Source organism: Tenacibaculum aestuariivivum (assembly GCF_964507685.1).
In the GTDB taxonomy this organism is placed as follows: domain Bacteria; phylum Bacteroidota; class Bacteroidia; order Flavobacteriales; family Flavobacteriaceae; genus Polaribacter; species Polaribacter aestuariivivum.
In genome coordinates, this window is sequence record NZ_OZ208414.1 from 2,035,381 (window position 1) to 2,059,597 (window position 24,217).

The window sequence follows — 24,217 nt, forward strand, 5'->3', positions numbered from 1 at the left end:
TTGTTAATTTATTTAAGTATTAGGGCTTGTAATAGGTTATTTAAATGATGGTGTAAAAACATTATTAAATTAAGTTTATAAGGTTTGGGTATCTTATTTTTTAAAACAAAAAAACCGCTAAAATAATTTAGCGGTTTTAATATTATTTAAAAAGAAAATTAATCTTCTTTTTTAGGAGCTCTTTCTTCTCTATGTTCTCTTGGAGCTCTAGGTTTTCTATCATCACGTCCTCTGTTATCTCTAGGTTTATTTTCTCTAGGTGGTCTTGCTACATAACCTTCTGGTTTTGGTAACAAAGCTTTACGAGAAACTTTCTCTTTACGAGTTCTTGGGTCAAGTCCAAAATATTTTACATCAAATACATCTCCCATTTTAACTACGTCAGAAACATTTTCAGTGCGTTCCCATGCTAATTCACTAACATGTAATAAAACTTCGTTTCCAGGAGCTTCTGCGTATTCTACAACAGCACCAAAATCTAACATTTTAATTACTTTTACTTCATAAGCACTACCAACTTGAGGTTTAAAAAGCATAGATTCAATACGAGTAATTACTTTTTCAATTCCTTCAGGGTCTGTTCCTAAAATTTCAATAATTCCTTCTTCAGTTACAGCATCTTCAGTAATTACAATTGTAGTTCCTGTTTCTTTCTGTAATTCTTGAATATGTTTACCACCTGGCCCGATAAATGCACCAATCATATCATTAGGTATACGACGGTTAATCATTTTAGGAGCATGCTCTTTAACTTCTTCGTTTGCAGAAGCAATTGTATCAGTCAATTTTTCTAAAATATGTAAACGACCTTCACGAGCTTGTTTTAGAGCATTTACTAAAATTTCGTAACTTAATCCTTTAACTTTAATATCCATTTGACAAGCAGTAATTCCTTCAGAAGTACCAGTTACTTTAAAGTCCATATCACCTAAATGATCTTCATCACCTAAAATATCAGATAAAACTGCGTAACGATCTCCATCAGAAATTAATCCCATAGCAATACCCGAAACTGGTCTTGTCATTTTAACACCTGCATCCATTAAAGCCATTGTACCAGCACAAACAGTTGCCATAGAAGAAGAACCGTTAGATTCTAATACTTCAGATACAACTCTTACTGTATAAGGACAATCAGCAGGAATCATTCCTTTTAAACCACGTTGAGCTAAGTTACCATGACCAACCTCTCTACGAGAAGTTCCTCTTAATGGACGAGCTTCACCTGTACAAAAAGGAGGGAAGTTATAATGTAAATAGAAATTTTCTTCACCTTCGTAAGATGGCATATCTATTTTGTTAGCATCTCTAGATGTACCTAAAGTAACCGTAGCTAATGCTTGAGTTTCTCCACGAGTAAATATTGATGAACCATGTGTTGATGGTAAATAATCTACCTCACACCAAATTGGTCTAATTTCGTCAGTCTTACGACCATCTAAACGTAAACCTTCGGCTAAAGTTAATTCTCTAACAGCACTTTTTTGTGATTTATTAAAATATTTGCTAATTAAGTCACCATAATCTTCTAGTTCTTCTTCGGTAAATGAAGCTTTTAATTCTTCTTTTACTTCTGCAAAAGCCGTTGTGCGTTCTACTTTAGAAGTACCTTTTTTAGCAATAGCATAGCACTTATCGTAAGTAAAGTCGTTTATTTTAGCTGCTAATTCTTTATCTTCTCTTTCTCCTTCGTATTCTCTTGTTACTTTTTTACCGAAAGCTTCAGCTAAACGAACTTGAGCAGCACATTGTATTTTAATAGATTCATGCGCAAATTTAATTGCTTCAGCCATTTCTTCTTCAGAAATTTCATCCATTTCACCTTCAACCATCATTACTGAATCAGCTGAAGCTCCAATCATCATATCGATATCAGATTCTTCTAATTGAGCTCTAGTTGGGTTGATAACAAATTCACCATTTACTCTAGCAACACGTGCTTCAGAAATAGGGCATTCGAAAGGGAAATCAGATAATTGAATAGCTGCAGAAGCTGCTAAACCTGCTAATGCATCTGGCATAACGTCTTCATCATGAGACATTAATTGAATCATTACCTGTACTTCAGAATGATAATCTTTTGGAAATAATGGACGTAAGACACGGTCTACTAAACGCATTGTTAATACTTCACCATCACTAGGTCTTGCTTCTCTTTTAAAGAAACCTCCTGGATAACGACCTGCAGCAGCAAACTTTTCTCTATAATCTACCGTTAAAGGTAAAAAATCAACTGTTCCTGCTTTGTAGCTAGATACAACAGTACATAACAACATTGCTTTTCCCATTTGAACAACAACTGAACCATGAGCTTGTTTTGCTAACTTACCGGTTTCTAATGAGATGGTTCTTCCATCTCCTAGGTCAATGACCTCTCTAAATACTTTTGGAATCATAAATTTTTAATTCTAAATTTTTAAATTGTTTGTTGTTGTGTTGTTGTTTTGTTGCAATGGAAAATCAAAATTGTTGTTGGTAATTTCGAGTTTTTTATATAAATTTCTATTAGTTAGATAGAAATGAGTTTATTACTTAAAATAAAAAAGAGGCACGTTTATAGAGCCTCTTTTTTTTAGAATTATTTTCTAATTCCTAATTCTTTGATAATCGCACGATATCTATTGATTTCAGTTTTCTTTAAGTAATCAAGTAAACTTCTACGTTTTCCTACCATTTTTACTAACGAACGTTCTGTATTAAAATCTTTACGATTTCTTTTTAAATGTTCCGTTAAGTGGTTAATTCTAAAGGTGAACAAAGCAATTTGTCCTTCCGAAGTACCAGTATCAGCTTTTCCTTTACCGTGTTTTTCGAATAATCCTTCTTTTACTTCTTTAGTTAAATACATTCCAATATTATTTAAATGATTTTTATGTACACAATGCACATTGCATTGAATTTGCAAATGTACAAATAATTTTCAAATTCATATAAAGATGTAAAATAAAAAGCTAATGTATGCTAGCTTTTTATTTTAGGCTCTAATAGGTTTATTTTGTATTAAGTCAATATATAAATTTACTTGTTTTTTTAGTTGCTTACGTTCGTAAATAGCATCTAAAAAACCATGTTCTAATACAAATTCAGAGCGTTGAAATCCTTCAGGTAATTCTTTACCTGTAGTATCTTTTACAACACGAGGTCCTGCAAAAGCTATTAACGCATTTGGTTCGGCAATGTTAATGTCGCCTAGCATAGCAAATGAGGCAGTTGTTCCTCCTGTAGTAGGGTCAGTACATAGTGAAATGTATGGTATTTTAGCTTCTGCTAATTGTGCTAATTTAGCTGATGTTTTAACTAATTGCATTAATGATAAAGAAGCTTCCATCATACGGGCACCTCCTGATTTTGAAACCATTAAGAAAGGAAGCTCATTTTTAATAGCATAATCAATAGCTCTTGCTATTTTTTCTCCTACTACACTTCCCATTGATCCTCCTATAAAAGCAAAATCCATAGAGGCAATTACTATGTTTTTTCCGTTAGATTTTCCTACTGCTGTACGAACAGCATCTTTTAAGCCTGTTTTTTTCTGAGCTGCTTTTAAACGATCTGGGTATTTTTTAGTGTCTTCAAATTTTAAAGGATCTTTTGATGTTAATGTTGCGTCTAATTCAACAAAATTATTGTTATCAAAAAAAAGTTCAAAATATTCATGACTTCCAATACGAACATGATAGCCATCTTCAGGGCTTACATATAAATTCTTCTTTAATTCTTCAGTATCAATAACCTTTCCGCTTGGTGTTTTATACCATAAGCCTTTAGGGGTGTCTTTTTTTTCTTCAGTAGGGGTTTGAATCCCCTTGTCTTTACGTTTAAACCAAGCCATAGTTTAGTTTATATTTTGTTATTTGTATGTGTGGTTAACTCATTTATTTTAAGAAAAGAGCTGACGACAAATGTAAATTATTTTTGTGAACTTTACTTTTTATAAATAAAAAAAAGCACTTAGTATATTCTAAGTGCTTTTTAATATAGTATTAAGGAGCTATAACGTGTTTACGTTATTCAAGTCTTCAAAAGCCTTTTTTAAACGTGCTTTAAATGTTAATTCACCCTCACGTAACCATTTACGTGGGTCGTAATATTTTTTATTTGGTTGGTCAGATCCATTCGGATTACCAATTTGACTTCCTAAATATTCTTTTTTTGCTAAAATATAATCACGAGTTCCTTCTGTAAATGCATATTGTAAATCAGTGTCAATATTCATTTTTATAACTCCGTAGTCAATTGCTTCTCTTATTTCATCTAATGTAGATCCTGATCCTCCATGAAAAACAAAATCAATAGTATTATGAGGTACATTATATTTTTTAGAAATATATTCTTGAGAATTTTTTAAAATTTTTGGTGTTAATTTCACGTTACCAGGTTTATACACACCATGAACGTTTCCAAAAGCAGCTGCTATTGTAAATTGGTCACTTACTTTCATTAACTCTTCATAAGCATAGGCAACCTCTTCAGGTTGTGTGTATAATTTAGAAATATCAACATCAGAATTGTCTACGCCATCTTCCTCTCCTCCAGTTATTCCTAGTTCAATTTCTAAAGTCATTCCTATTTTACTCATACGAGCAAGGTATGTTTTACAAATTTCAATATTTTCTTCAATTGGCTCTTCAGATAAATCAATCATATGAGAGCTATATAATGATTTTCCTGTTTCTTTATAAAATTGCTCACTAGCATCTAGTAAGCCGTCAATCCAAGGTAATAATTTTTTAGCAGCATGGTCGGTATGTAAAATTACAGGAATACCGTATGCTTCTGCTAATAAATGAACGTGTTTGGCACCTGCAACAGCACCTGCTATGGCTGCTTTTTCGTTTTTATTTGATAATCCTTTACCTGCGTTAAACTGAGCTCCACCATTAGAAAACTGAATTATTACAGGTGAGTTTAATTCTTTTGCAGCTTCTAAAACAGTATTTATAGTATTAGAACCTACAACATTTACAGCGGGTAAAGCAAATTTTTTGTCTTTTGCTAATTGAAATATTGCTTGAACTTCTTTTCCGGTAGCAACTCCAGCTTTAATAGTATGAGCCATTTTTATTTGTTTTTAATTGTATTAAGCACGTCAAAAATAAGGAATTTTAAATGTATTACTAAAAAATAAAAGTAGGTGAATTAAAAAATAAAGTTTAAAAAGGGTAATTAATACCTATATTTAATTTTGAATTGGAAAAATTATGGTTTTTAAACCATTTATTTTGGTTTAGATAAGGTTCGTGTACTTTAAAACCTAAATCTAAACGAGCAATTAAAAATTTAAAATCATATCTAAGCCCAAAACCTGAACCAACTGCCATATTCGTAAAAGATTTAATATTTTTAAATTTAGCAGAATCATCAACGAAATTAGAGTTTGTGATATCCCAAATATTTCCAGTATCTAAAAATAAAGCACCTTTTAAAGCTCCTAGCACATTGAAGCGATATTCAAAGCTTGACAAAAACTTTAAACTTCCAATATTATATTCTAAACCAGGTTGTCGAGTACCTGGACCTAAATCATATGTTCTCCAAGCTCTAATGTCATTAGAGCCTCCAGCAAAGTAACTACGAGAAAAAGGAATGCTTGATTGGTTATAGGTGATTATAGCGCCTAAAAAAGTTCGGTGAGCTAGTACTGTATTGCTTCCTAAATCCCAATATTTTTTGTATTCTATATCTGTTTTAAAGTATTGAGCTATAGGAATACTAAAAAATGTTTTTTGATCTGTAGTGTTTGTTTTTTTTGAGGCAATACCTAAAATATTTCCAGAGTTTGCTATTCTAAGTTTTAGAAAAGAAAAACTAGCATCTTTTGCACTCTCTTGATTGTTGTAAGTAAAATTATAAGCGATCTCAGGAATTAAAAAATCAGAAGTAATAATATTATAGCGATTAAAAATATTTAGATTGTTTTGGTACTCTAGTGGGTTTGTATTAGCAAAGGAGTTGTCTTTTATAACGTTTCTAACAAATTGTAAAATAGCTGAAGAGTTACTAGGATTGTTTTCAGGTAAATTATAAGGAGATGTAGTTGCAATTTCTTTTAGTTTTGAATATTCAGATCCATATACATTAAAGTAATTATCTATATTTAAGTTTCTAATATATTGAGCATTAAATAACTCTATTCTAATAGTTTTTTGTTTGGTGTAGTTCCACTTATAATCTATACCAATAGAGATATTTTTATTATCGAGTCCTATATTTTTTTGAATACCACCGCCTGTATAAAATTTTGTTTTTGGAAACATTTTTTTTGGTACTAATTTCTGTAAACCAAAAGGAGCAACAAAACGAGGTATTTCTAAAGAAACATCTGCACCAACTTCCCATCCAGGGCCATTATTTGAATTAAAATAAGATCCATAAGTTGAAAACTTAAAAATTTCAGCACCTTTGAAAGTATTCCTGTTAGTTAAAGAGAATTTTAAAGAAATATCAAAGTTACGAATGTTAGACCTAGATAACTCTGTGTCAAAGCCCAAAGTATATTTTTCAATTGGAGTTAAATAAATGTTAGCCTCTAACTCATCATCTTTAAGTTCATTGTAGCGAATAGAACTGGATTTGAAGTTTTTTAAACCTCTTAAATGTGTACGTGTTAAGTTTCTTGAAATATCAGAATACACAGAGTTAGGTTTGATAAATAAGGATTGTGATAAAATTTTAGGGTTATATTTCAACTTTCGATGAGCGTAAAAATTAATACCTTCATGTAATATAGAATCTTTATGAGGTGCGTTTCTTTTATTATATGTATAGTCAGTATATACATTTATTTTTGTTATTTTTTGAATTTTAAAAGGAATAATTCTATCAGATATGTTAATATCTACATGAGTTTTTTGGTAGTTTTTAAGTGTATCGTTATCAAAAGAAATATAATTTTCATTAAAATGATAAATTCCTTTGTTTCTAAATAACTGAACAAGTCTATTTGCTTCTTTTATAAAATCACCATCTTTATATTGTTTGCCAGATTCAAGAAAGCTTTTTTCTTTAGATTTTTGATATATAGAATCAAGAATATGTGAAGATATTTTTGTTTTAATTGAATCTAAAAATGAAGGTTTTCCTTTTATTATATGATATGATATTTCTCCTTTTTTATTAGCTATGGTGTCTTTTTTTGAAAAAACTTTTGAACGAAAATATCCTTCTGTTTGAAAATAGGTATTTAGATTAGTTACTGTTTTTTTAGTTTTTTTATCATCAATAACAATTGGAGCTTCACCACTATTTAGAAACCAATTATTTAGACCGATAAAAGTTTTGGCGACAGATATACTTTGTTTTTCTGAAAAGTTTTTCTTGAAGAAAGAGTATGTTTTAGGTTTTTTTAGTCCCCATTTTTTCGGTGTTTTTGCTCCATTAGGATTTCCTAAGTTGTAAAAATATAATGATAATGGTATACCTAAGGCTTTTGCGTTAGGTTTTTGCATTAATAATTCGGTAATTTTTTGACTTGTGTTTTTTACACTATCAATATATATAGCGTTTTTAGCTAATAATAATTCATTTTCTTTTACATACTTTATTGTATTACAAGAATTGAATAAGATTACTAATAGAAAGAAGAAAGAAAGTTTTTTCATTAACTTTACACCTCGTATTTAATTGTCAAAAATACTAAATTTTAGTGGTTATAATGTGTTAAAAAAGATTTAATGAGTTTATCTAAAAGCAATCAGAAATTAATAACAAGTCTACAGCAAAAAAAATATCGACAAAAACATAAACTATTTGTAGCAGAAGGAATAAAAGTTGTAAGTGAGTTATTAAGTTCGAGGGTAGAAGCATATCATGTTTTTATTGTAGATACTGCTTTTGAGGTTCCTGAAGATGTTAATTTTACTATTATATCAGAATTTGAGTTAAAAAAAATAAGTACATTAAAAAATCCTAATAAAGTTTTAGGTGTTTTTAAAATTCCTGATATTAAGAAGTTAGAATCAAAAGGTTTAATTATTGTTTTAGATAAAGTGAATGATCCAGGTAATTTAGGTACTATTATTCGTTTATGTGATTGGTTTGGTGTTTCAGAATTGATTTGTTCAATAGATACTGTAGATTGCTATAATCAAAAAGTAGTACAATCTACTATGGGGTCTTTAACGAGGGTGAATATTTTATACACTAATTTACAGCATTTTTTAACAAATACTCAATTACCTATATATGTTGCAGATATGCATGGTGATAATGTATATAAAACAGCATTACCTCAAAATGCTGTTTTAGTAATGGGTAATGAAGCTAACGGAGTTTCTGATGAAGTAATAGCAATTGTAAAAAATAAATTAACCATTCCTAGATTTGGTAATATTCAGCAAACTGAAAGCTTAAATGTTGCAACAGCAACAGCAATTTTATTAAGTGAGTTTAAAAGAGGTTTAGAGTAATCCGTTGATTTGTATATCTATTTTATCAATAATAGCTCCTAAGTCTTCTTGGTTTTTAACAAAATCAATATTATCAACATCAATAATTAATAAGTTTCCTTTATTATATTTACTTGCCCAGGCTTCGTAACGTTCATTTAACCTACTTAGGTAATCAATGCTAATTGAGTTTTCGTACTCTCTACCTCGTTTATGAATTTGACCAACTAATGTAGATATGTCTGCTCGTAAATAAATTAATAAATCAGGAGGTGTTACTAGATTTTCCATTAAATCAAATAAAGAAGAGTAATTACTGTAGTCACGATTTGTCATTAATCCCATAGCATATAAGTTGGGTGCAAAAATATGAGCATCTTCATAAATAGTTCTATCTTGAATTATTTTTTTGCCAGATTCTCTTAATTCTAAAACTTGTCGGAAACGACTATTTAAAAAGAAAACTTGTAAGTTAAATGACCAGCGCTCCATTTCACCATAAAAATCATCTAAATAAGGATTTTCATCTACTGATTCGAAATGAGCATCCCAATTATAATGTTTTGCTAGTAAGTGAGTTAATGTGGTTTTACCAGCGCCTATGTTTCCGGCAATAGCTACATGCATAGTTTTTAGATTTCTAGAATGTGAAATTACATAAAAAAAAGTGTTTTATAATATTTTAATAAATCAATTGATTTATTAAAATATTTATGGTAAAATATAATTAAACTATTTTTTATTTAGGTTATAATTTATGGCACATGTACTTGTGTAGCTGTAATTAACATAGTATAATAAATAAAACGAACTTAATAGTTCGTTTTATTTATTATACTATTTAATAATTATTTTTTTATTTTTTATTTTTCCGCTATTTTGAATTTGAAGAAAATAAATACCACTACTTATACTTTTAAACTCAATTTCATGGTCAAATTTAGTTGAAATGGTTGAAAAGGTTTTGGTTTCTAGTAGTTGACCAATTACATTAAATAGTCGAATTACTGTTAAGTCTTTATCTTTTGCGCTAAATTCAATAGTAAGTTTACTGTTATAAGAAGGTATAGGGTATACTTTTAAGTCAGAAAATAAATTTTTATCGGTTACATAACCATCAATAAATATAGTATAATCTTCTGTCTCGCCCCATTCTTCTAAATGATCTGAATCACAAGAACCGTCTCCGTAACCATTTGTTGGATCATCATATTCAACTATTACTCTCATTCGTGTGCTACCTAAAAGAGCACTTTCAGGAATATTTATATCGTAGGTTGCAATAGCAATATCATCTGTTTTTGTACCTAAGTCATATTTTTCCGTATTTTTATCAAATTTAAAATCTTGATTCCAATCAATAAATACATAACAATGACTTTGGTATCCATCAGTATTAAAGGTTACACTTATTTGATGTGATTCTGTTTTCTTTATAACTGTATATATATCAGTAAAATCTTCATAACCATCTATGGTGTTGTTACTTGAATCATTATTAATTGTGTTAAATGTAACATTGGTTATATGGTCAGCTCCACCTGCTTCATCTGTGAAAGTAGAGGAACAATATGAGGGGTTTTGAGTTGTAAAATTTGATGTGGTTGAAAAAACTCCTTCACCACACATATTTTTAGGTTTCACTTTCCAAAAATATGTAGTAGTACCAGATAAAGGAATTGAAGGTAGATATGAATTAGTGCTTAATGTTTCATTAATTAATACATTAGAAAAACTATTATCTGTTGCAATTATTATTTCATAAGAACTTACATTGTCATCATTAGTCCATTTAAACTCAGGTAGTAAATCAATATTTATTGCAGAATCAGCTGGTTTAGTCGTTGTTATATTAGAAAAATCACTGCCAATTATTTTTAAAAGAGCTTCAGTTTTTTGTGTAATTGATGTTGATTTACTCTCAATAATAATTGTGTAATCTTTTTGAAGATTATTATTACTATTATTAAGCGTCATAATTACATTTCCATTTGTGTTAATTGTAGACGGAGCAAAGCTAGCTGTAGTTCCATTAGGTAGGCCTATAGCTGATAGATTTACTGTTTCAGAAAAGCCATTAACAAAATTAAAATTAAGAGTATATTTAATAGTTTTATTTCCTGTATTACAAATAACTTGTTTACTTGTTTCATTTGAAACTAAAAAAGTTGGAATTGTAGACTTTATAACAAAGTTAGTTAAATTTACATTGTAAAAAACATTGTCAGCAGCCTCTACAAGTATACGGGCTGTGCTAGTTGGATTGTTTGGGATTGTAATATCTTCTACTCCGTCATTCAATACATTTTCTTTTAAAATGATAGGAAAGGTTAAACCACCATCAGTAGAAAGTTTTATATTAACTTTAGAGCAATTGATAGGAGCTAAGTCAGTTGTTCCTTTGTTCCATGTTATTGTTTGTAAAGTACCAACATTCCATGTTACACTTGTATTGGGAGATGTTACAGTAAAAGGTTCTGCATTTGTTACCGTAATTTTAATATCATCTCTAGAAGAGTTACCTGCACCTGGATTGTTGTCTCTTACGGTAAGAGCAAAGTTTAATTCTCTTGGAACATCAGGGAGAACGTTCCATTGGTCTAAACTATTATTGACAACATTAGTTAAAGCGGGTAAATACCTATTGGGAGATGTACTGGAAGGTAGCGACCTAAAAGCTGGTCCTCCTGTATTTGTTGAAACAGGAGGCATTGTTGCTAGTTCATTATCTATTTGCTCCCAATTATACGTTAAGCTAGCTAGTCCTTGATTATCTGTAGCAACTCCTTTTAAAATAAAAGGAGTTGATTTAGGTATGCTTTTATCTTCTCCAGCGTTGGCTGTAGGTGCATTATTATTCATATTTAACAAGGTAGCACAACCACCTCCCCCTTTTATATGAGACCACATTTGATCAATACTTACTGCATGAAAATAGGTGTCGCTATTTCCTTGAACATTTGGAGAGCAAATACCTGCATACCCCATAATTGTAGACCCGCTTCCAGGTTCAACAGCTGTTGAATATGTTCTATTACAGTCATTATTTTGTGTATGAGTAGCGCCAAATTGATGCCCTAATTCATGAGCAACATAATCAATATCATATGGGTCATTAATCGGTTGGCTACTACCAGTAATTCCCCCTCCTTTATAGCCAGTAATACAAACTGAGCTTACTTGTGCTAAGCCACCCCCTCCAGTACTAAATGTATGTCCAATGTCATAATTAGCATCACCAATTATTGCGTCGCACTTTTCTTGACTTTCATCAATTAATAAATCAGCATCATTATTTGTTAAACCATCATCTCCATTGGTTTCTAGAAATATTAATTGATCATTATTATCAACAAGAACCATTCTAACTGCTAAATCTCTTTCATAAATAGCATTTACACGTGTTATAGTTGTATTTATAGCCGATAAAACAGTTGCTTTTTTAACAGTATTTGTTGCTGAAGAGGCTATTCCTTGATTATTTAAATGAAATTGAGAATATTCATTAGTACAAGCAATTGCAATTCTATATGTTCTTAATACTCCGTCGTCAGCATTTCTTTTTTGATTAGAGGATATTACTGTTTTAGTGATATTTTCAACCTCACATTTAAAGTTATTGTTATCTGCTTTTAAATCTGTTCTTTTGTAAACAATGTACACTTTTTTATTTTTAGTGTAAGGGTCTATATATATAGTACTTTCATTTCCATAGTATATAAGAGCGTGTAATCCATTAGTACCTATACTAATTTTAGCTGTTGCTGTAGGGTCATCAATTCCTTTACCTGAATATGATTTTATCATTGGGAATTTTTCAGCCAATTTAACAGCCAAAGAAGGGGTTTCTTTTATTGAGAATTTTTTTAACACTCCTTCAGAGTTAGGTAATGCAATTATTTTTTGATTATTTTTTGATTTTGTTTTTTTAGATAAATATGAATCAAGATTACTTAAGTTTAAAGAAATTAAAGAGTACTTTAAAGGAGTATTTTTTCTACTTAGAATTTCATTTTGTTGAATAGATAAATTTTTTCTTTCATTTTTGTTCCAAAAATCTTGAGAAAATAAATTACCTACAAAAAAAGTAAAGATAATTAATAATAAAAATTTGCTATTTATAATCATATAGTATGTTGTTAATAGGTGTTTATATAATAGCTTAAAGCTATTTTTCCTACCTTTGGGTACTTTTAGAACACTAATTTATGAATAAAAAAATAATAGTAAGTGATTTAGGTCAAAAAGATTATAAAGAAACATGGAATTATCAAACTGAATTGCTAGATAAAATTGTTTCTATAAAGAAAGAAAATAGAAAAAACGAGGTTAAAATAATAACACCAAATTATTTTTTATTTGTTGAACACTCTCATGTTTATACACTAGGCAAGTCTGGAGACGCTAGTAACCTATTGTTAAATGAACAAAGGTTAAAGGAAAAAAAGGCAACTTTCTATAAAATAAATAGAGGAGGAGATATTACTTATCACGGGCCTGGACAAATAGTAGGATATCCTATTTTTGATTTAGAAAATTTTTTTACAGATATTCATAAATATCTACGCTTCTTAGAAGAAGCAATTATATTAACGATTGCAGAGTATGGTTTAAAAGGTGAGCGTAGTGATGGAGAAACAGGGGTTTGGTTAGGTGTAGGAACTCCGTTTGCTAGAAAAATATGTGCTATGGGAATTCGTGCTAGCAGATGGGTTACCATGCATGGCTTTGCATTAAATGTAAATACAAATTTAGGGTATTTTGATAATATTATTCCTTGTGGTATTAGAGGTAAGGCGGTTACCTCTATAAAGTCAGAGTTGGAGTATGAAGTTTCAGAAGCTGAGGTAAAACAAAAAATATTAAAACATTTAAAACACCTTTTCGAAGTTGAAGAATTTGTTATTGAATAAAAAAGAGAGACATATATCTCTCTCTTTTTTATAACTGTTAATTATTTTTTATCAGAATTATTTTTTCGGTTTGTTTAGAAATAACCTTATTATAAAATTCTTTAAGTATAGTATAATATTCAGGAGTTATTAAAGGTGTATTAAATACTAGTACACTTTGTGTTTTTATTTTATTTCCTATTACAGTTGATTGAAATTTAAAAACCCCTATATTATTAGGTAATCCGATAGCTAAAGGTTCAGGAATATTTTTTACTTTATATCCCTCTGGTATTTGAATTGAAGTAGCATATTTATCTTTCCAAGGAGTTGAAAAATCAACAGAAAACTTTCTTGTTTTTAATTTAAAAGGGTTTTTAGTTTTAGATAAAAATAATAAAGGATTAATATATATGTTATCGTTAATAGTTTCAATTAAATCATCGCTAGCAAATTTAATTAATTGACTAATAGGTTTTGTAATCTCATTTTTGTTATTAATCTTAAATTTATCTATTTTTATGTTAGTTTTGTTTTCAATTTTAGAAATTAACTCTTCTTCCAGTAGGTGATTAAAAGATTTTCGATATATTAGAGTTGCATGATTTTCATGTTTGGTTTTAAATATACCTTTTACGGTTAAGTCATCTTTTATTTTAGTAATTATATTATTATTATTATTATCAATATGATGTTTTAAAGGGGGTAAATTGATGGTTTTTGAGTTTTCATTTTTTTCGACAATTCTTCCTTCCCCGTTTAGAGTTCTAGTAGGTAGTATATTTGGAGTGTTATATGTTTCTGTAGCATCTAGTAGTATATTACCTTTTGGTAATTGAACAGACGAAATAACATAATTGTATCCTTCTAATGTAGGAAAAAAAGGTATACCATTATTTTTAGAACTTACCAATACAGGGTTAGCATTAATTTTCTAGCAAAAATAAAAAAAAAGCTCTAAAAACTAAGTTTTAGAGCTTTAAAAAAATTCAGTTTTAAAATATTATTTTTGAGCTTTAATTTCAAAAGAAATTTCCATTAAATCGTTAATGAATTTATCTTTTAAAGCAGCGTCAATTTTTTTAGACTTATAAGTAACACCAAAATCTGTTCTATCAATACTAAAAACGTCGCTTTTAAAAGTTGCCACGTTTTCATTTTGAGTAACGGTTGCTGGAATTGTGATACTTTTTGTAGTTCCTCTAAGCGTTAAATTACCAGTTACGTGTAATTTTCCGTTTTTAATTTCAGAACTTGCTATTTCAAATTTAGCAGTAGGAAATTTTTTAACATCAAAAAAATCTGTATCTTTTAAATGTTTTTCTAATTTTTCTTTACCGTCAGCAACTTCTAAATCATTACAAGAAATAGAGTTCATGTCTATGATAAATTCACCTGATTTAAGTACATTGTTTTCAATATCAAATAAACCTCTAGTTATATTAATAACTCCATTATGTGAACCTGTAGGTTTACTACCTTTCCAATCAACAGTAGATTCAGAAATGTTTACTTTATACGAATTAATTACATTTTCTACCTTTTTAATATCTTTAACCTCTTGATTAGTAGTTACTTTGTTTTTTTCTGATTTACAAGAAACTGCAGTAATTGCGATAAGAGCAATAGCTAAAATTGATTTTTTCATTTTAATTTAATTTTATTGATTATTAAAACTTAAATAAGTTACAACAAATATACTTTAAAATTATTTTCCGTGGAAATTATTTTTTTGTTAATATTTTGTTAATAACATAAGAACTAGCTTGTAAGCCAAAAGCAGCAGGCATATAACTGATAGTACCATAAAAAGATTTTTTGAAGTTATTACCATCGGTTAATTGTAAACTTTCAGAAATTTGTACTTCTTCGGAATAGACAGCCATAACGCCTTTATCAACTTTTCGTTCTTTTAATCTTTTTTTAAGTGCTCGTGCCATTTTGCAGTTTTTAGTTTTACTAATGTCTTTAATAACTATTTTGCTGGCGTCTAATTTTCCGCCAGCTCCCATGGCGCTTATCAATTTTACTTTTTTTCTTTTAGCAGCAACGATTAAATTAATTTTTGGTGTGATACTATCAATACAATCTAAAATATAATCATATTTTGGGTTTACAATTTCAAAGGCTCTTTCTGGCGATAAAAATTCTTGAATTTCTGTGAGTTCAATATAAGGGTTTATATCTTTAATTCTTTGGGCAACTACGCTAACTTTTGATTTTCCAATCGTACTATTTAAGGCGGGTAGTTGTCTGTTTATGTTTGTTTTATCAAAATAATCGCCATCAATAATGGTCATTTTTCCAACGCCTGCTCTTGCAATAAATTCGGCGGCAAATGAGCCAACACCTCCTAAGCCAACAATTAAAATATGTGCTTTTTGGAGTTTATCAATGCCTTTTTTTTTAACTAATAATTCCGTTCTTTCTAACCAACTCATCTTATAAATATCGTATTAAAATTTTGATGTATTTTTTCTTGTAATTTTTTGATGCTACTATTTTTGATGCTACTTGCTTTTTGATAAATTTTGATAATATCAATTTCTGCATTATCGGTTTCTAAAAATATTTTATCTAGCGGGATATTTTCAAACACTTTTTGTAGTTTATCGGAATATAAAAGTGCTTTTCCGAAGGATAAAAAACAGCCATTTTTTATAAGTTCTAAAGCAATTTTATTATTTTTATGAAACCCATGAATCAGCCATTTTTGTGAAGGATTCAGTTCTTTTTTAATTTGAATAATTTCTTGAAAAGATTTTACACAATGTATAATCAGTGGTTTTTTAAAGGCTTCAGATAGCTGAATATGTTTTTTAAAAACGTTAATTTGAAGTGTATAATTAATTTTTGATAGTTTATCTAATCCGCATTCTCCGATGGCGTAGCAATTTTGATGGATTATTTTACTTTTGATATAATTAATTTCTTTTTCAACATTTTTTTTATCAATAAACCACGGATGAATTCCGATAGAAAAGGGCGTATTAAAAATTGTTTCATCAGGGTAACGGTTTAAAATAGCGAAATTTTCTTCTAAATTTTGGTTTAGATTTTGATGTGTATGAATATTTATAAACTTCATAAAAATAAATGAGAAAAATTACATTTTATTTTTGGTGTCAATAATAATGGTAACAGGACCATCGTTTAAAAGTTTAATTTTCATATCGGCACCAAATTCTCCTGTTTGCACTTTTTTACCTAAATTCTCTTCTACTTTTTCAATAAATGCTTCATATAAAGGAATGGCAATTTCTGGTTTTGCAGCCTTTATATAGCTTGGTCTATTTCCTTTTTTTGTGGATGCTTGTAAGGTAAACTGACTTACAATAATTGTATCTCCTTTGATATCAATTAATGATTTGTTCATTATTTGATTTTCATCATTAAAAATTCGAAGATTCGTTATTTTTTTAGATAACCAATTAATATCTTCTGTAGTATCTTGATTGCTTATTCCAATAAGAATTAGTAAACCACTTTTAATTTTTGCAACTTTTTTATTTTCAATTGTTACACTTGCTTTAGTTACTCTTTGAATTACAGCTTTCATTTATTCTTGATCTTTTTCCCAAATATCGGTTCGGTAATGTTCATCTTCGCCTTCTAGAATTTGTAAATAACTTTTATAGCGCTCCCAAGAAATTGTATCGGCTTCTAGGGCATTTTTTACGGCACATTTTGGTTCATTTACATGAATACAATTATTGAATTTACAATCTTGTTTTAGGGCAAAAAACTCTGGAAAATAATCTCCTAATTCTTCTTTATCAATATCTACTACCCCAAATCCTTTAATTCCAGGAGTGTCAATAATTCGTGCATCATTTGGGTTTTCGAGATTTAAATCGAACATTTCAGCAAAAGTTGTGGTATGTTTTCCTTGGTTATGTTGGTCGGAAATCTCTTTTGTTTTTAGGTTTAAACTTGGGTCTATTGTATTTACGAGGGTTGTTTTTCCAACACCTGAATGTCCTACAAACATGGATGTTTTTCCGAGCATCATTTTTTTAATGGCATTGACATTATTATTTTCTTTTGCAGATACTTCAATACAGGTATATCCGATGTTTTCGTAAATATCTTTAAGATATAAAATTTCGCCACGCTCTTCTATTTTGTAGGAGTCTATCTTGTTGAAAACAAGAATTGTATCAATTCTGTATGCTCTTGAAGATACTAAAAAACGATCAATAAAAGTGGTGAAAGTGGGCGGATTATTAATGGTAATTAGCAAAAAAACTTGGTCAATATTTGCGGCAATAATATGTGTTTGTTTTGATAAGTTTACCGATTTACGAACAATAAAATTATTACGTTCATGAATACTTGTAATTACACCGGTTTCTTCATCATTTTTTGTTTCCAAGTCAAAATCAACCTTGTCTCCAACCGCAATGGGATTGGTACTTTTGATGTCTTTTAGTCTAAATTTTCCTTTAATTCGGCATTTATATAGAATACCTTCACAATTTACCCAATACCAACTTCCTGTAGATTTGTATACGATTCCTGTCATAGTACAAAGATGCAGAAATTAATTCTTAAAATTAATTTTTTAAGTTTGATTTATTTGTGGCTATTTTCCGTTTTAAACCTCACTTATTTTTTCTTTTTAAGAACTCAAATAATTGCTAGATGTGTTAATAAGTCTAATAATATTGTTTCATTAAACAAAAAGTATTAATATATTCGCTACCTAAATATAAAAAAAATATAAAAAAATATGAGAAAAGTATTATTACTAATTGCATTTATTTCATTAGGTTTAACTTCTGTAAATGCTCAAAAATTTGAGTATAAAGTTATTACAAGTGTAGAGTCAACAATTCCTAATGGATTAGGAAGGTCTAGATTAATTTCATCTAATGAAAATAGAGATTACAAAGATTTTACATCAACAAGATCTGAAGAGAAAAAGAAAGATAAGAGAAATAAATCTGACCGTGCTGAGATTAGAGTGAAAAATTTTGATGAAACTAAATTATTAAATTTCTTTAATTTAGGAGGAATCAGGTTTCAGAATATTGTTGCAAATGATGCTGTAATTAGCTCAAAAATTAATGCAATGGTTGAAGAAGGATGGGATTTGGCTTTTGTTAATTCAGGAGTTGAAAGTTATGGAGGTAAGGGTGATAAAAATGGTATTTTTATTACAAGATATATTTTTAAAAGAATAAAATAGTATTTTTAATCTTTTGTAAAAAAAAAGGAGCTTTAATATTAAAGCTCCTTTTTTTTTATCCTTTAATAATTTTTTCTTGATGATTAATTGATTCTTGGTGAACCGCTTTAAACATTTTTAAAACAAACTCTTCACTTAAACCTTTGCTTTCTCCTTCAAGAATCATGTTTCCTAGAATTTCGTTCCAGCGTCTTGATTGTAAAACAGCAACATTCATATCTTTTTTCAAAGCACCTATTTTATCGGCAACCTTCATTCTTTTACCCATCATTTCGATTAATTGCCCATCAATTACGTTAATTTGAGCACGTAAATTTTCTAAAGATTCTCTGTAACTAGAGTCAGTTTCGGTTGCTTTTCTAATTTTCAAATCTTCCATTATTTGTTTTAATTTATCTGGAGTAACTTGTTGAGCAGCATCACTCCAGGCATTATCAGGGTCGAAATGCGTTTCAATCATTAAACCATCAAAATTTAAATCTAAAGCAGTTTGACAAACATCAAAAATCATTTCTCTGTTTCCTGTAATATGTGAAGGATCACAAATTAAAGGTAAATCAGGAAATTTGTTTTGAAATTCAATAGCAATTTGCCATTCAGGAATATTTCTGTATTTAGATTTTTCGTATGTAGAAAAACCTCTGTGAATAGCTCCTAAATTTTTAATACCAGCAGTATATAATCTTTCAATACCACCTAACCATAAAGCTAAATCAGGATTTACAGGGTTTTTAACTAATACTATTTTATCAGTTCCTTGTAAAGCATCTGCAATTTCTTGCATAATAAATGGCGATACAGTAGAACGTGCACCAATCCATAATAAATCAATATCGTGTTCTAAAGCAAGTTTTACGTGGGCTGCGTTAGCAACTTCTGTACAGGTTTTCATACCTGTTTCTGCTTTTACTTTCTGCAACCACTTTAAACCTAAAGCACCTACACCTTCAAAATTTCCAGGTCTTGTTCTAGGTTTCCAAATTCCCGCTCTAAAATAGTTTACATCAGAATCTTTTAATTCGTGTGCAATTTTTAAAACCTGTTCTTCGGTTTCTGCACTACAAGGCCCTGCTATTACTAGTGGATGTGTTAAATTCATATCATCCAACCATGTTCTTAATTCTTTTGTATTCTTCATTTTAATTATTATTATGGCTTTTATTTTATGCCGTTTAATATTTGTTTTATATGATTTGTACTTTCCATTTTATTATAAATTTCTGTAAAATCATCTTTTTGCATTAGTTCTTTAAATTCTTGCAAATTAGTTATATACTCTTCTAAAGTTTCTATAACATTATTTTTATTTTGTTTAAAAATTGGTGTCCACATTGCAGGTGAACTTTTAGCTAAACGCACTGTTGATGCAAAACCAGAACCAGCCATATCAAAAACATCTCGTTCATTTTTTTCTTTTTCGATAACTGTTTTTCCTAGCATAAAAGAACTTATGTGAGATAGGTGTGATACATACGCAATGTGTTTATCGTGCGATTTTGCATCCATATAACGAATACGCATTCCTAATTTTGAGAAAATTTCTAAAGCTATTTCTTGTAATTTAAAAGCTGTTTTTTCTACCTCACAAATAATGTTTGTTTTTTGTTGAAACAAACCTTGGTGTGCTGCTGTTGGTCCTGAAAATTCAGTACCTGCAATAGGATGTGTTGCTAAAAAATTTCTTCGCTTCGGATGATCTTTAATAGCTTCACATATTTGTTCTTTAGTTGATCCAACATCTAAAACTAAACAAGTATCTGAAACAATATCTAATACTTTGGGTAGTATTTCTATTGTAACATCAACCGGAATTGAAATAATTACAATATTGGCTTTTTCTAAATCTTTAAATGTTGATTTATGATGAATTACGCCAATTTTTTTAGCCTCATCTAAATGATTTTCGTTAGCATCAATCCCATAAACAACAGCATCAGTATATTCTCTTTGAATATCTAAAACCATGCTTCCGCCAATTAAACCAACACCAATTACAAATACGTTCATATTATTATTTTACTTCATTTCTATCACAGAAATGATATTTTAATCTGTTTAAGAAAATCTATTAATTGCTTCTTTAATTACCTCTTTTGTTATGCATAAAGAAAAACGAATATAACCTTCTCCTTGCGAACCAAAAATAGTTCCAGGTGTAATAAATATATCTTTATCATATAAAATTTCATCGGCAGTTTCTTCGGATGTTTTTCCTTCAGGAATTTTAGCCCAAACAAATAAACCTGTTGAGTTTCTATTATATGTACAGTTTAATTTATCAGCAAGTTTAAAAATTAAATTTCTACGTTCTTCGTATATTTTATTCTGAGAAATAAACCATTCATCCGATAAATGTAATGCTTCAATAGCGCCTTTTTGAATTCCGTAAAACATACCAGAATCCATATTACTTTTAACCTTTAATATTTGGTTGATAAAATTAGCATTACCCAAAACCATACCAACACGCCAACCTGCCATGTTAAATGTTTTACTTAATGAATTTAATTCTAAAGCAATATCTTTTGCACCAGCTACTTGTAAAATACTGATAGGGTTATCATTTAAAATAAAACTATACGGATTATCATTAACAATTAATATTCGATGTTTTTTACCAAAAGCTACTAATTTTTCAAAAGTTTTAAAAGTTGCATTTGTTCCTGTTGGCATATGCGGATAATTCACCCACATAATTTTTACGTTTTCTAAATCTAACTTTTCTAATTCTTCAAAATTTGGTTGCCAGTTATTTGTATTACTCAGGTTATAAAAAAGCGGTGTTGCGCCTACTAATTTAGTAACAGAAGTATATGTTGGATAACCTGGGTTTGGAATTAATACTTTATCGCCTTCATTTAAAAAAGCCATAGAAATATGCATAATTCCTTCTTTACTACCCATTAAAGGCAATATTTCATTTTCAGGATTAGAAGTTACTTCAAATTTTTCGTTGTAAAACTTAGAAATTGCATTTCTTAATTCAGGTAATCCTTGATAACTTTGATATTTATGAGCAGTTGCATCTCCAAAACTTTCTTGAATTGCATTAATTACATTAGTAGGAGGCAATAAGTCAGGGCTACCAATTCCCATATTGATAATTGGTTTTCCTGCGGCTGCTAATTCTCTAACTTCTCTTAATTTTTTAGAGAAGTAGTATTCTTGTACGGTATCTAATCTTTTTGCTGGTTCAATCATTTTCTTCCGTTTTTATATGCTCCTAATACTTTAAAATCTTCAGCCATTATTTTAACAATAGCTTTTGCTTTTTCGTAATTTTTATAATCATCAAAAGTAACATCTACAAAGAATGAATATTTCCAAGGAGCTTCTATTACTGGTAATGATTGTATCTTTGTTAAGTTCATTTGACAATCACTTAATACATTTAAAATAGTAGCTAAGCTACCTCTTTTATGATCAAGTTGAAATTTTAATGATGCTTTATTTATCGTATTAATACCGTTACTAGATTCTTTAGTTTGTACAATAACAAATCGAGTTGCATTTTCTTTCATGGTTTGAATACTGTCTTCAATTACTTGCAAACCAAAAATTTCTGCAGCAATTTTTGGTGCTATCGCTGCAACTCCCTTTAAATTATTTTTAGCAATCCTTTTAGCTACTTCAGCTGTGTCAACATCTTCAACTAATTTAATATGTGGGTATTTTTTAAAGAACTCTTTACATTGTAGTAAAGCCATTGGGTGCGAACAGACCTCTTTAATGTTTTCAATTTTTTGATTAGAAAGTGCCATTAAATGGTGATGAATATTTAAGTACTCTTCGCCAATTATATGCAAATTGTTCTTGTCAATCAAAGCATAATTTGGAATAATAGAACCTGCTATGGTGTTTTCTAAAGCCATAATACCAATATCTGCTGTTTTATTAAGTAGACTATCTACTAAAACATCAAAAGACATGCATTCTTTTAATTGAATTGTAGTTCCATAAAAATCACGAGCAACTTTATGATGGTTAGACCCTTCTGCTCCTTGAATTGCTATAATTTTTTTCATTTTTAATCAAAAAAAAGCCTCGATATATCGAGACTTTATAATTATATATGTTAGTTAACAATACGATACAAAGTCTCAGTTCTTATTAAAGAAATAAAAATAAAAATAGAAACCTTTCCAAACGTTTAGTAACATCATTTTTGTTTTTGTTGTATTCTACAAATCTAGAGATTAATATTAGAAAAACAAATTTGATAGGGTTTTTTTTGAAATTAAAAAATATATTTAACAAAAAGAGCCTATTTTGTTTTTTTATTGTAAAAAAAATAATTTGTCATTCTTTTATCCGTAAGTTGTGCATCATACAAGAAAATTAATATCTAAAAATAAATATTATGGAAGATAAAAAGTATTCTAAGGTATATCGAATAATTCATTGGACGATTGCTGTTTCATTTCTTCTTTTGTTAATTACAATTTTTTTACGATTAACGTGGATGAATAAATATAATGTGGCAACTATCATACAGAATTACCTGGGTGGTACCGACCAGGTTTTATCTCAAGAACAACTCATTGATTTAGCAAAAAAGATAAGGCAACCAATGTGGAATTGGCATATTTACATTGGTTATGTTTTGGTAGGTCTTTTTAGTATTCGTTTTATACTTCCTGCTTTCGGACATATGAAAATTCAAAATCCTCTTGATAAGACCCTGTCCAAAAAAATGAAATTTCAAAAATGGACATATATTATATTTTATTTATGCGTAATTGTTTCGCTTGTTACCGGACTCATTATTGAATTAGGACCGAAAGAATTTAAAAAGCCAATGGAAGAAATCCACGTGTTAAGTATTTATTATCTTATAGTTTTTATTGGAATCCATTTGACAGGCGTACTAATAGCAGAATTTACTGACCAAAAAGGAATTATTTCAAGAATAGTAAGTGGATCAAAAAAAGACAAATAAAAAGTATGAAAGGACAATAATGTATATTAAAAATTAGGCAAATTAGTACTAAATTCAAGGGTTTTGACTCGTATCAAAGTTCGTGCTTAACCGAAAGTTTGGTTCTTCGAAATCACCTACTTTTCATATACTAAATGTTGTGGTTCGTTATCAACACGAACTTTACTGAAATAGGTTGACTAAAAATTCATCAATTATTGATAGTCACTTATGAAATTACAAAAACAAGCTTGGCGAAAAAAAACGTACGAAAAAGTAACCTTAGAACTCAAATTATTCATCGTTGACCAAATTCAAAATGGTCAAATCTCTACAAACTTTGCTTCCAAAAAATATAATGTTGCTAGAACTACTATTTCATATTGGATTAGAAAATATAGGACCTTAGCTCAACAAAATAATGGTATGAGTAAATTAGATGGGATTAAAAAATTAAAGGAATGAATTGAGAAACTGGAGCTTGTAAAAGGTTTTCAGTAAGATATTTTGCCGATATAGAACCTGTTACCTAAAACATTAGTAAAAGTGATTAGCAAAAATAAAAAAACCGTTTAAAAGAGAGTGGTTCTATCAGTGTTTTGGAATCAGTAAACAAGCTTTCTATAAATAACCAAGTGCTGACATGTCCACGACAACTTTGGGTAAGTTATATCACTTACATTAAAAACATAAATTGTCATAATTATTTGCATTGATCATAGATGCTTATTCTAAGTAAATTATGAGCTGTTAATTCGATAATTATAGAGGGCATCACTTTGTATAGATGCACTTAAAATGGCTATTAAAAAAGAAAATACCCGAAAGA

Annotated in this window: 22 protein-coding genes; 5 read left to right on the forward strand and 17 right to left on the reverse strand. The window is 29.2% G+C overall.

The features are described from left to right. Nucleotides 1-158: 158 nt before the first annotated feature. From ACN5J4_RS09100 to ACN5J4_RS09120, 5 genes are all read right to left on the reverse strand, one after another. On the reverse strand, nt 159-2,396 hold the full coding sequence (locus tag ACN5J4_RS09100) for a polyribonucleotide nucleotidyltransferase (RefSeq protein ID WP_418649690.1): 2,238 nt from the start codon (nt 2,394-2,396) through the stop codon (nt 159-161). Between the two features lie 182 nt (nt 2,397-2,578). After that, the gene (rpsO, locus tag ACN5J4_RS09105) at nt 2,579-2,848 is read right to left on the reverse strand and encodes a 30S ribosomal protein S15 (protein ID WP_418649691.1); all 270 of its coding nucleotides are present in this window, start codon (nt 2,846-2,848) and stop codon (nt 2,579-2,581) included. A 126-nt stretch (nt 2,849-2,974) separates the two neighbouring features. Further along, nucleotides 2,975-3,832: an acetyl-CoA carboxylase, carboxyltransferase subunit beta gene (accD, locus tag ACN5J4_RS09110; RefSeq protein ID WP_418649692.1), complete on the reverse strand. Its 858-nt coding sequence runs from the start codon at nt 3,830-3,832 to the stop codon at nt 2,975-2,977. A gap of 159 nt (nt 3,833-3,991) precedes the next feature. Then, nucleotides 3,992-5,059, reverse strand: coding sequence for a class II fructose-bisphosphate aldolase (gene fbaA, locus ACN5J4_RS09115; protein ID WP_418649693.1), 1,068 nt, complete (start codon nt 5,057-5,059; stop codon nt 3,992-3,994). A gap of 94 nt (nt 5,060-5,153) precedes the next feature. Next, nucleotides 5,154-7,601: a BamA/TamA family outer membrane protein gene (locus ACN5J4_RS09120; RefSeq protein WP_418649694.1), complete on the reverse strand. Its 2,448-nt coding sequence runs from the start codon at nt 7,599-7,601 to the stop codon at nt 5,154-5,156. A 72-nt stretch (nt 7,602-7,673) separates the two neighbouring features. Here ACN5J4_RS09120 and ACN5J4_RS09125 point away from each other — a divergent pair, with 72 nt between their 5' ends. Continuing rightward, nucleotides 7,674-8,408 (forward strand): TrmH family RNA methyltransferase, encoded by a 735-nt coding sequence (locus ACN5J4_RS09125; protein ID WP_418649695.1) that lies wholly within the window; start codon nt 7,674-7,676, stop codon nt 8,406-8,408. Here ACN5J4_RS09125 and ACN5J4_RS09130 read toward each other — a convergent pair. Both ACN5J4_RS09130 and ACN5J4_RS09135 read right to left on the reverse strand, forming a co-directional pair. Further along, nucleotides 8,400-9,014, reverse strand: coding sequence for a deoxynucleoside kinase (locus tag ACN5J4_RS09130; protein ID WP_418649696.1), 615 nt, complete (start codon nt 9,012-9,014; stop codon nt 8,400-8,402). The genes ACN5J4_RS09125 and ACN5J4_RS09130 overlap by 9 nt on opposite strands. 210 nt (nt 9,015-9,224) lie before the next feature. Beyond that, nucleotides 9,225-12,515, reverse strand: coding sequence for a reprolysin-like metallopeptidase (locus ACN5J4_RS09135; RefSeq protein ID WP_418649697.1), 3,291 nt, complete (start codon nt 12,513-12,515; stop codon nt 9,225-9,227). Nucleotides 12,516-12,595: 80 nt separating this feature from the next. On the opposite strand from ACN5J4_RS09135, the gene lipB reads away from it, so the two are divergent. After that, the gene (gene lipB, locus ACN5J4_RS09140) at nt 12,596-13,300 is read left to right on the forward strand and encodes a lipoyl(octanoyl) transferase LipB (protein ID WP_418649698.1); all 705 of its coding nucleotides are present in this window, start codon (nt 12,596-12,598) and stop codon (nt 13,298-13,300) included. A gap of 37 nt (nt 13,301-13,337) precedes the next feature. Here lipB and ACN5J4_RS09145 read toward each other — a convergent pair whose 3' ends face one another. From ACN5J4_RS09145 to rsgA, 6 genes are all read right to left on the reverse strand, one after another. Beyond that, entirely contained in the window at nt 13,338-14,192 is an 855-nt protein-coding gene (locus ACN5J4_RS09145; RefSeq protein WP_418649699.1) for a hypothetical protein, read from the reverse strand. A 90-nt stretch (nt 14,193-14,282) separates the two neighbouring features. After that, the gene (locus ACN5J4_RS09150) at nt 14,283-14,927 is read right to left on the reverse strand and encodes a YceI family protein (RefSeq protein ID WP_418649700.1); all 645 of its coding nucleotides are present in this window, start codon (nt 14,925-14,927) and stop codon (nt 14,283-14,285) included. Nucleotides 14,928-15,003: 76 nt separating this feature from the next. Then, entirely contained in the window at nt 15,004-15,720 is a 717-nt protein-coding gene (locus tag ACN5J4_RS09155; protein WP_418649701.1) for a ThiF family adenylyltransferase, read from the reverse strand. Further along, on the reverse strand, nt 15,717-16,367 hold the full coding sequence (locus ACN5J4_RS09160; RefSeq protein ID WP_418649702.1) for a TatD family hydrolase: 651 nt from the start codon (nt 16,365-16,367) through the stop codon (nt 15,717-15,719). The genes ACN5J4_RS09155 and ACN5J4_RS09160 overlap by 4 nt, the downstream gene beginning before the upstream one ends. Nucleotides 16,368-16,385: 18 nt before the next feature. Beyond that, entirely contained in the window at nt 16,386-16,838 is a 453-nt protein-coding gene (gene dtd, locus ACN5J4_RS09165) for a D-aminoacyl-tRNA deacylase (RefSeq protein ID WP_418649703.1), read from the reverse strand. Beyond that, entirely contained in the window at nt 16,839-17,804 is a 966-nt protein-coding gene (gene rsgA, locus ACN5J4_RS09170) for a ribosome small subunit-dependent GTPase A (RefSeq protein ID WP_418649704.1), read from the reverse strand. Between the two features lie 207 nt (nt 17,805-18,011). On the opposite strand from rsgA, the gene ACN5J4_RS09175 reads away from it, so the two are divergent. Beyond that, nucleotides 18,012-18,470: a hypothetical protein gene (locus tag ACN5J4_RS09175; protein ID WP_418649705.1), complete on the forward strand. Its 459-nt coding sequence runs from the start codon at nt 18,012-18,014 to the stop codon at nt 18,468-18,470. Nucleotides 18,471-18,525: 55 nt separating this feature from the next. On the opposite strand, the gene ACN5J4_RS09180 is transcribed toward ACN5J4_RS09175, so the two are convergent. The 4 genes from ACN5J4_RS09180 to ACN5J4_RS09195 are packed head-to-tail and all read right to left on the reverse strand — an operon-like array spanning nt 18,526 to nt 22,495. Further along, nucleotides 18,526-19,608, reverse strand: coding sequence for a chorismate mutase (locus ACN5J4_RS09180; protein ID WP_418649706.1), 1,083 nt, complete (start codon nt 19,606-19,608; stop codon nt 18,526-18,528). 20 nt (nt 19,609-19,628) lie between these two features. Further along, a complete protein-coding gene (locus tag ACN5J4_RS09185; protein ID WP_418649707.1) occupies nt 19,629-20,477 on the reverse strand; it encodes a prephenate dehydrogenase in 849 nt (282 codons plus the stop codon). 48 nt (nt 20,478-20,525) lie between these two features. Next, the gene (locus ACN5J4_RS09190; protein ID WP_418649708.1) at nt 20,526-21,671 is read right to left on the reverse strand and encodes a pyridoxal phosphate-dependent aminotransferase; all 1,146 of its coding nucleotides are present in this window, start codon (nt 21,669-21,671) and stop codon (nt 20,526-20,528) included. Then, nucleotides 21,668-22,495: a prephenate dehydratase gene (locus tag ACN5J4_RS09195; protein WP_418649709.1), complete on the reverse strand. Its 828-nt coding sequence runs from the start codon at nt 22,493-22,495 to the stop codon at nt 21,668-21,670. Before ACN5J4_RS09195 ends, ACN5J4_RS09190 begins: the two co-directional genes overlap by 4 nt. A gap of 335 nt (nt 22,496-22,830) precedes the next feature. Between ACN5J4_RS09195 and ACN5J4_RS09200 the strand changes: the two genes are divergently transcribed. Continuing rightward, the gene (locus ACN5J4_RS09200) at nt 22,831-23,409 is read left to right on the forward strand and encodes a cytochrome b/b6 domain-containing protein (protein WP_418649710.1); all 579 of its coding nucleotides are present in this window, start codon (nt 22,831-22,833) and stop codon (nt 23,407-23,409) included. A 210-nt stretch (nt 23,410-23,619) separates the two neighbouring features. Next, nucleotides 23,620-23,853: a helix-turn-helix domain-containing protein gene (locus ACN5J4_RS09205; RefSeq protein WP_418649711.1), complete on the forward strand. Its 234-nt coding sequence runs from the start codon at nt 23,620-23,622 to the stop codon at nt 23,851-23,853. Nucleotides 23,854-24,217: the final 364 nt, after the last annotated feature.

Excerpts from the sequence above, each read along its gene's own strand:
- ACN5J4_RS09190 (WP_418649708.1), bottom strand. The coding sequence starts at position 21,671 with ATGATTGAACCAGCAAAAAGATTAGATACCGTACAAGAATACTACTTC.
- ACN5J4_RS09130 (WP_418649696.1), bottom strand. The coding sequence starts at position 9,014 with ATGCATGTAGCTATTGCCGGAAACATAGGCGCTGGTAAAACCACATTA.
- ACN5J4_RS09175 (WP_418649705.1), top strand. The coding sequence starts at position 18,012 with ATGAGAAAAGTATTATTACTAATTGCATTTATTTCATTAGGTTTAACT.
- ACN5J4_RS09180 (WP_418649706.1), bottom strand. The coding sequence starts at position 19,608 with ATGAAGAATACAAAAGAATTAAGAACATGGTTGGATGATATGAATTTA.
- ACN5J4_RS09200 (WP_418649710.1), top strand. The coding sequence starts at position 22,831 with ATGGAAGATAAAAAGTATTCTAAGGTATATCGAATAATTCATTGGACG.
- ACN5J4_RS09150 (WP_418649700.1), bottom strand. The coding sequence starts at position 14,927 with ATGAAAAAATCAATTTTAGCTATTGCTCTTATCGCAATTACTGCAGTT.
- ACN5J4_RS09135 (WP_418649697.1), bottom strand. The coding sequence starts at position 12,515 with ATGATTATAAATAGCAAATTTTTATTATTAATTATCTTTACTTTTTTT.
- fbaA (WP_418649693.1), bottom strand. The coding sequence starts at position 5,059 with ATGGCTCATACTATTAAAGCTGGAGTTGCTACCGGAAAAGAAGTTCAA.
- ACN5J4_RS09195 (WP_418649709.1), bottom strand. The coding sequence starts at position 22,495 with ATGAAAAAAATTATAGCAATTCAAGGAGCAGAAGGGTCTAACCATCAT.
- accD (WP_418649692.1), bottom strand. The coding sequence starts at position 3,832 with ATGGCTTGGTTTAAACGTAAAGACAAGGGGATTCAAACCCCTACTGAA.
- rsgA (WP_418649704.1), bottom strand. The coding sequence starts at position 17,804 with ATGACAGGAATCGTATACAAATCTACAGGAAGTTGGTATTGGGTAAAT.
- rpsO (WP_418649691.1), bottom strand. The coding sequence starts at position 2,848 with ATGTATTTAACTAAAGAAGTAAAAGAAGGATTATTCGAAAAACACGGT.
- ACN5J4_RS09125 (WP_418649695.1), top strand. The coding sequence starts at position 7,674 with ATGAGTTTATCTAAAAGCAATCAGAAATTAATAACAAGTCTACAGCAA.
- ACN5J4_RS09205 (WP_418649711.1), top strand. The coding sequence starts at position 23,620 with ATGAAATTACAAAAACAAGCTTGGCGAAAAAAAACGTACGAAAAAGTA.
- ACN5J4_RS09160 (WP_418649702.1), bottom strand. The coding sequence starts at position 16,367 with ATGAAGTTTATAAATATTCATACACATCAAAATCTAAACCAAAATTTA.
- lipB (WP_418649698.1), top strand. The coding sequence starts at position 12,596 with ATGAATAAAAAAATAATAGTAAGTGATTTAGGTCAAAAAGATTATAAA.
- dtd (WP_418649703.1), bottom strand. The coding sequence starts at position 16,838 with ATGAAAGCTGTAATTCAAAGAGTAACTAAAGCAAGTGTAACAATTGAA.
- ACN5J4_RS09120 (WP_418649694.1), bottom strand. The coding sequence starts at position 7,601 with ATGAAAAAACTTTCTTTCTTCTTTCTATTAGTAATCTTATTCAATTCT.
- ACN5J4_RS09185 (WP_418649707.1), bottom strand. The coding sequence starts at position 20,477 with ATGAACGTATTTGTAATTGGTGTTGGTTTAATTGGCGGAAGCATGGTT.
- ACN5J4_RS09155 (WP_418649701.1), bottom strand. The coding sequence starts at position 15,720 with ATGAGTTGGTTAGAAAGAACGGAATTATTAGTTAAAAAAAAAGGCATT.
- ACN5J4_RS09100 (WP_418649690.1), bottom strand. The coding sequence starts at position 2,396 with ATGATTCCAAAAGTATTTAGAGAGGTCATTGACCTAGGAGATGGAAGA.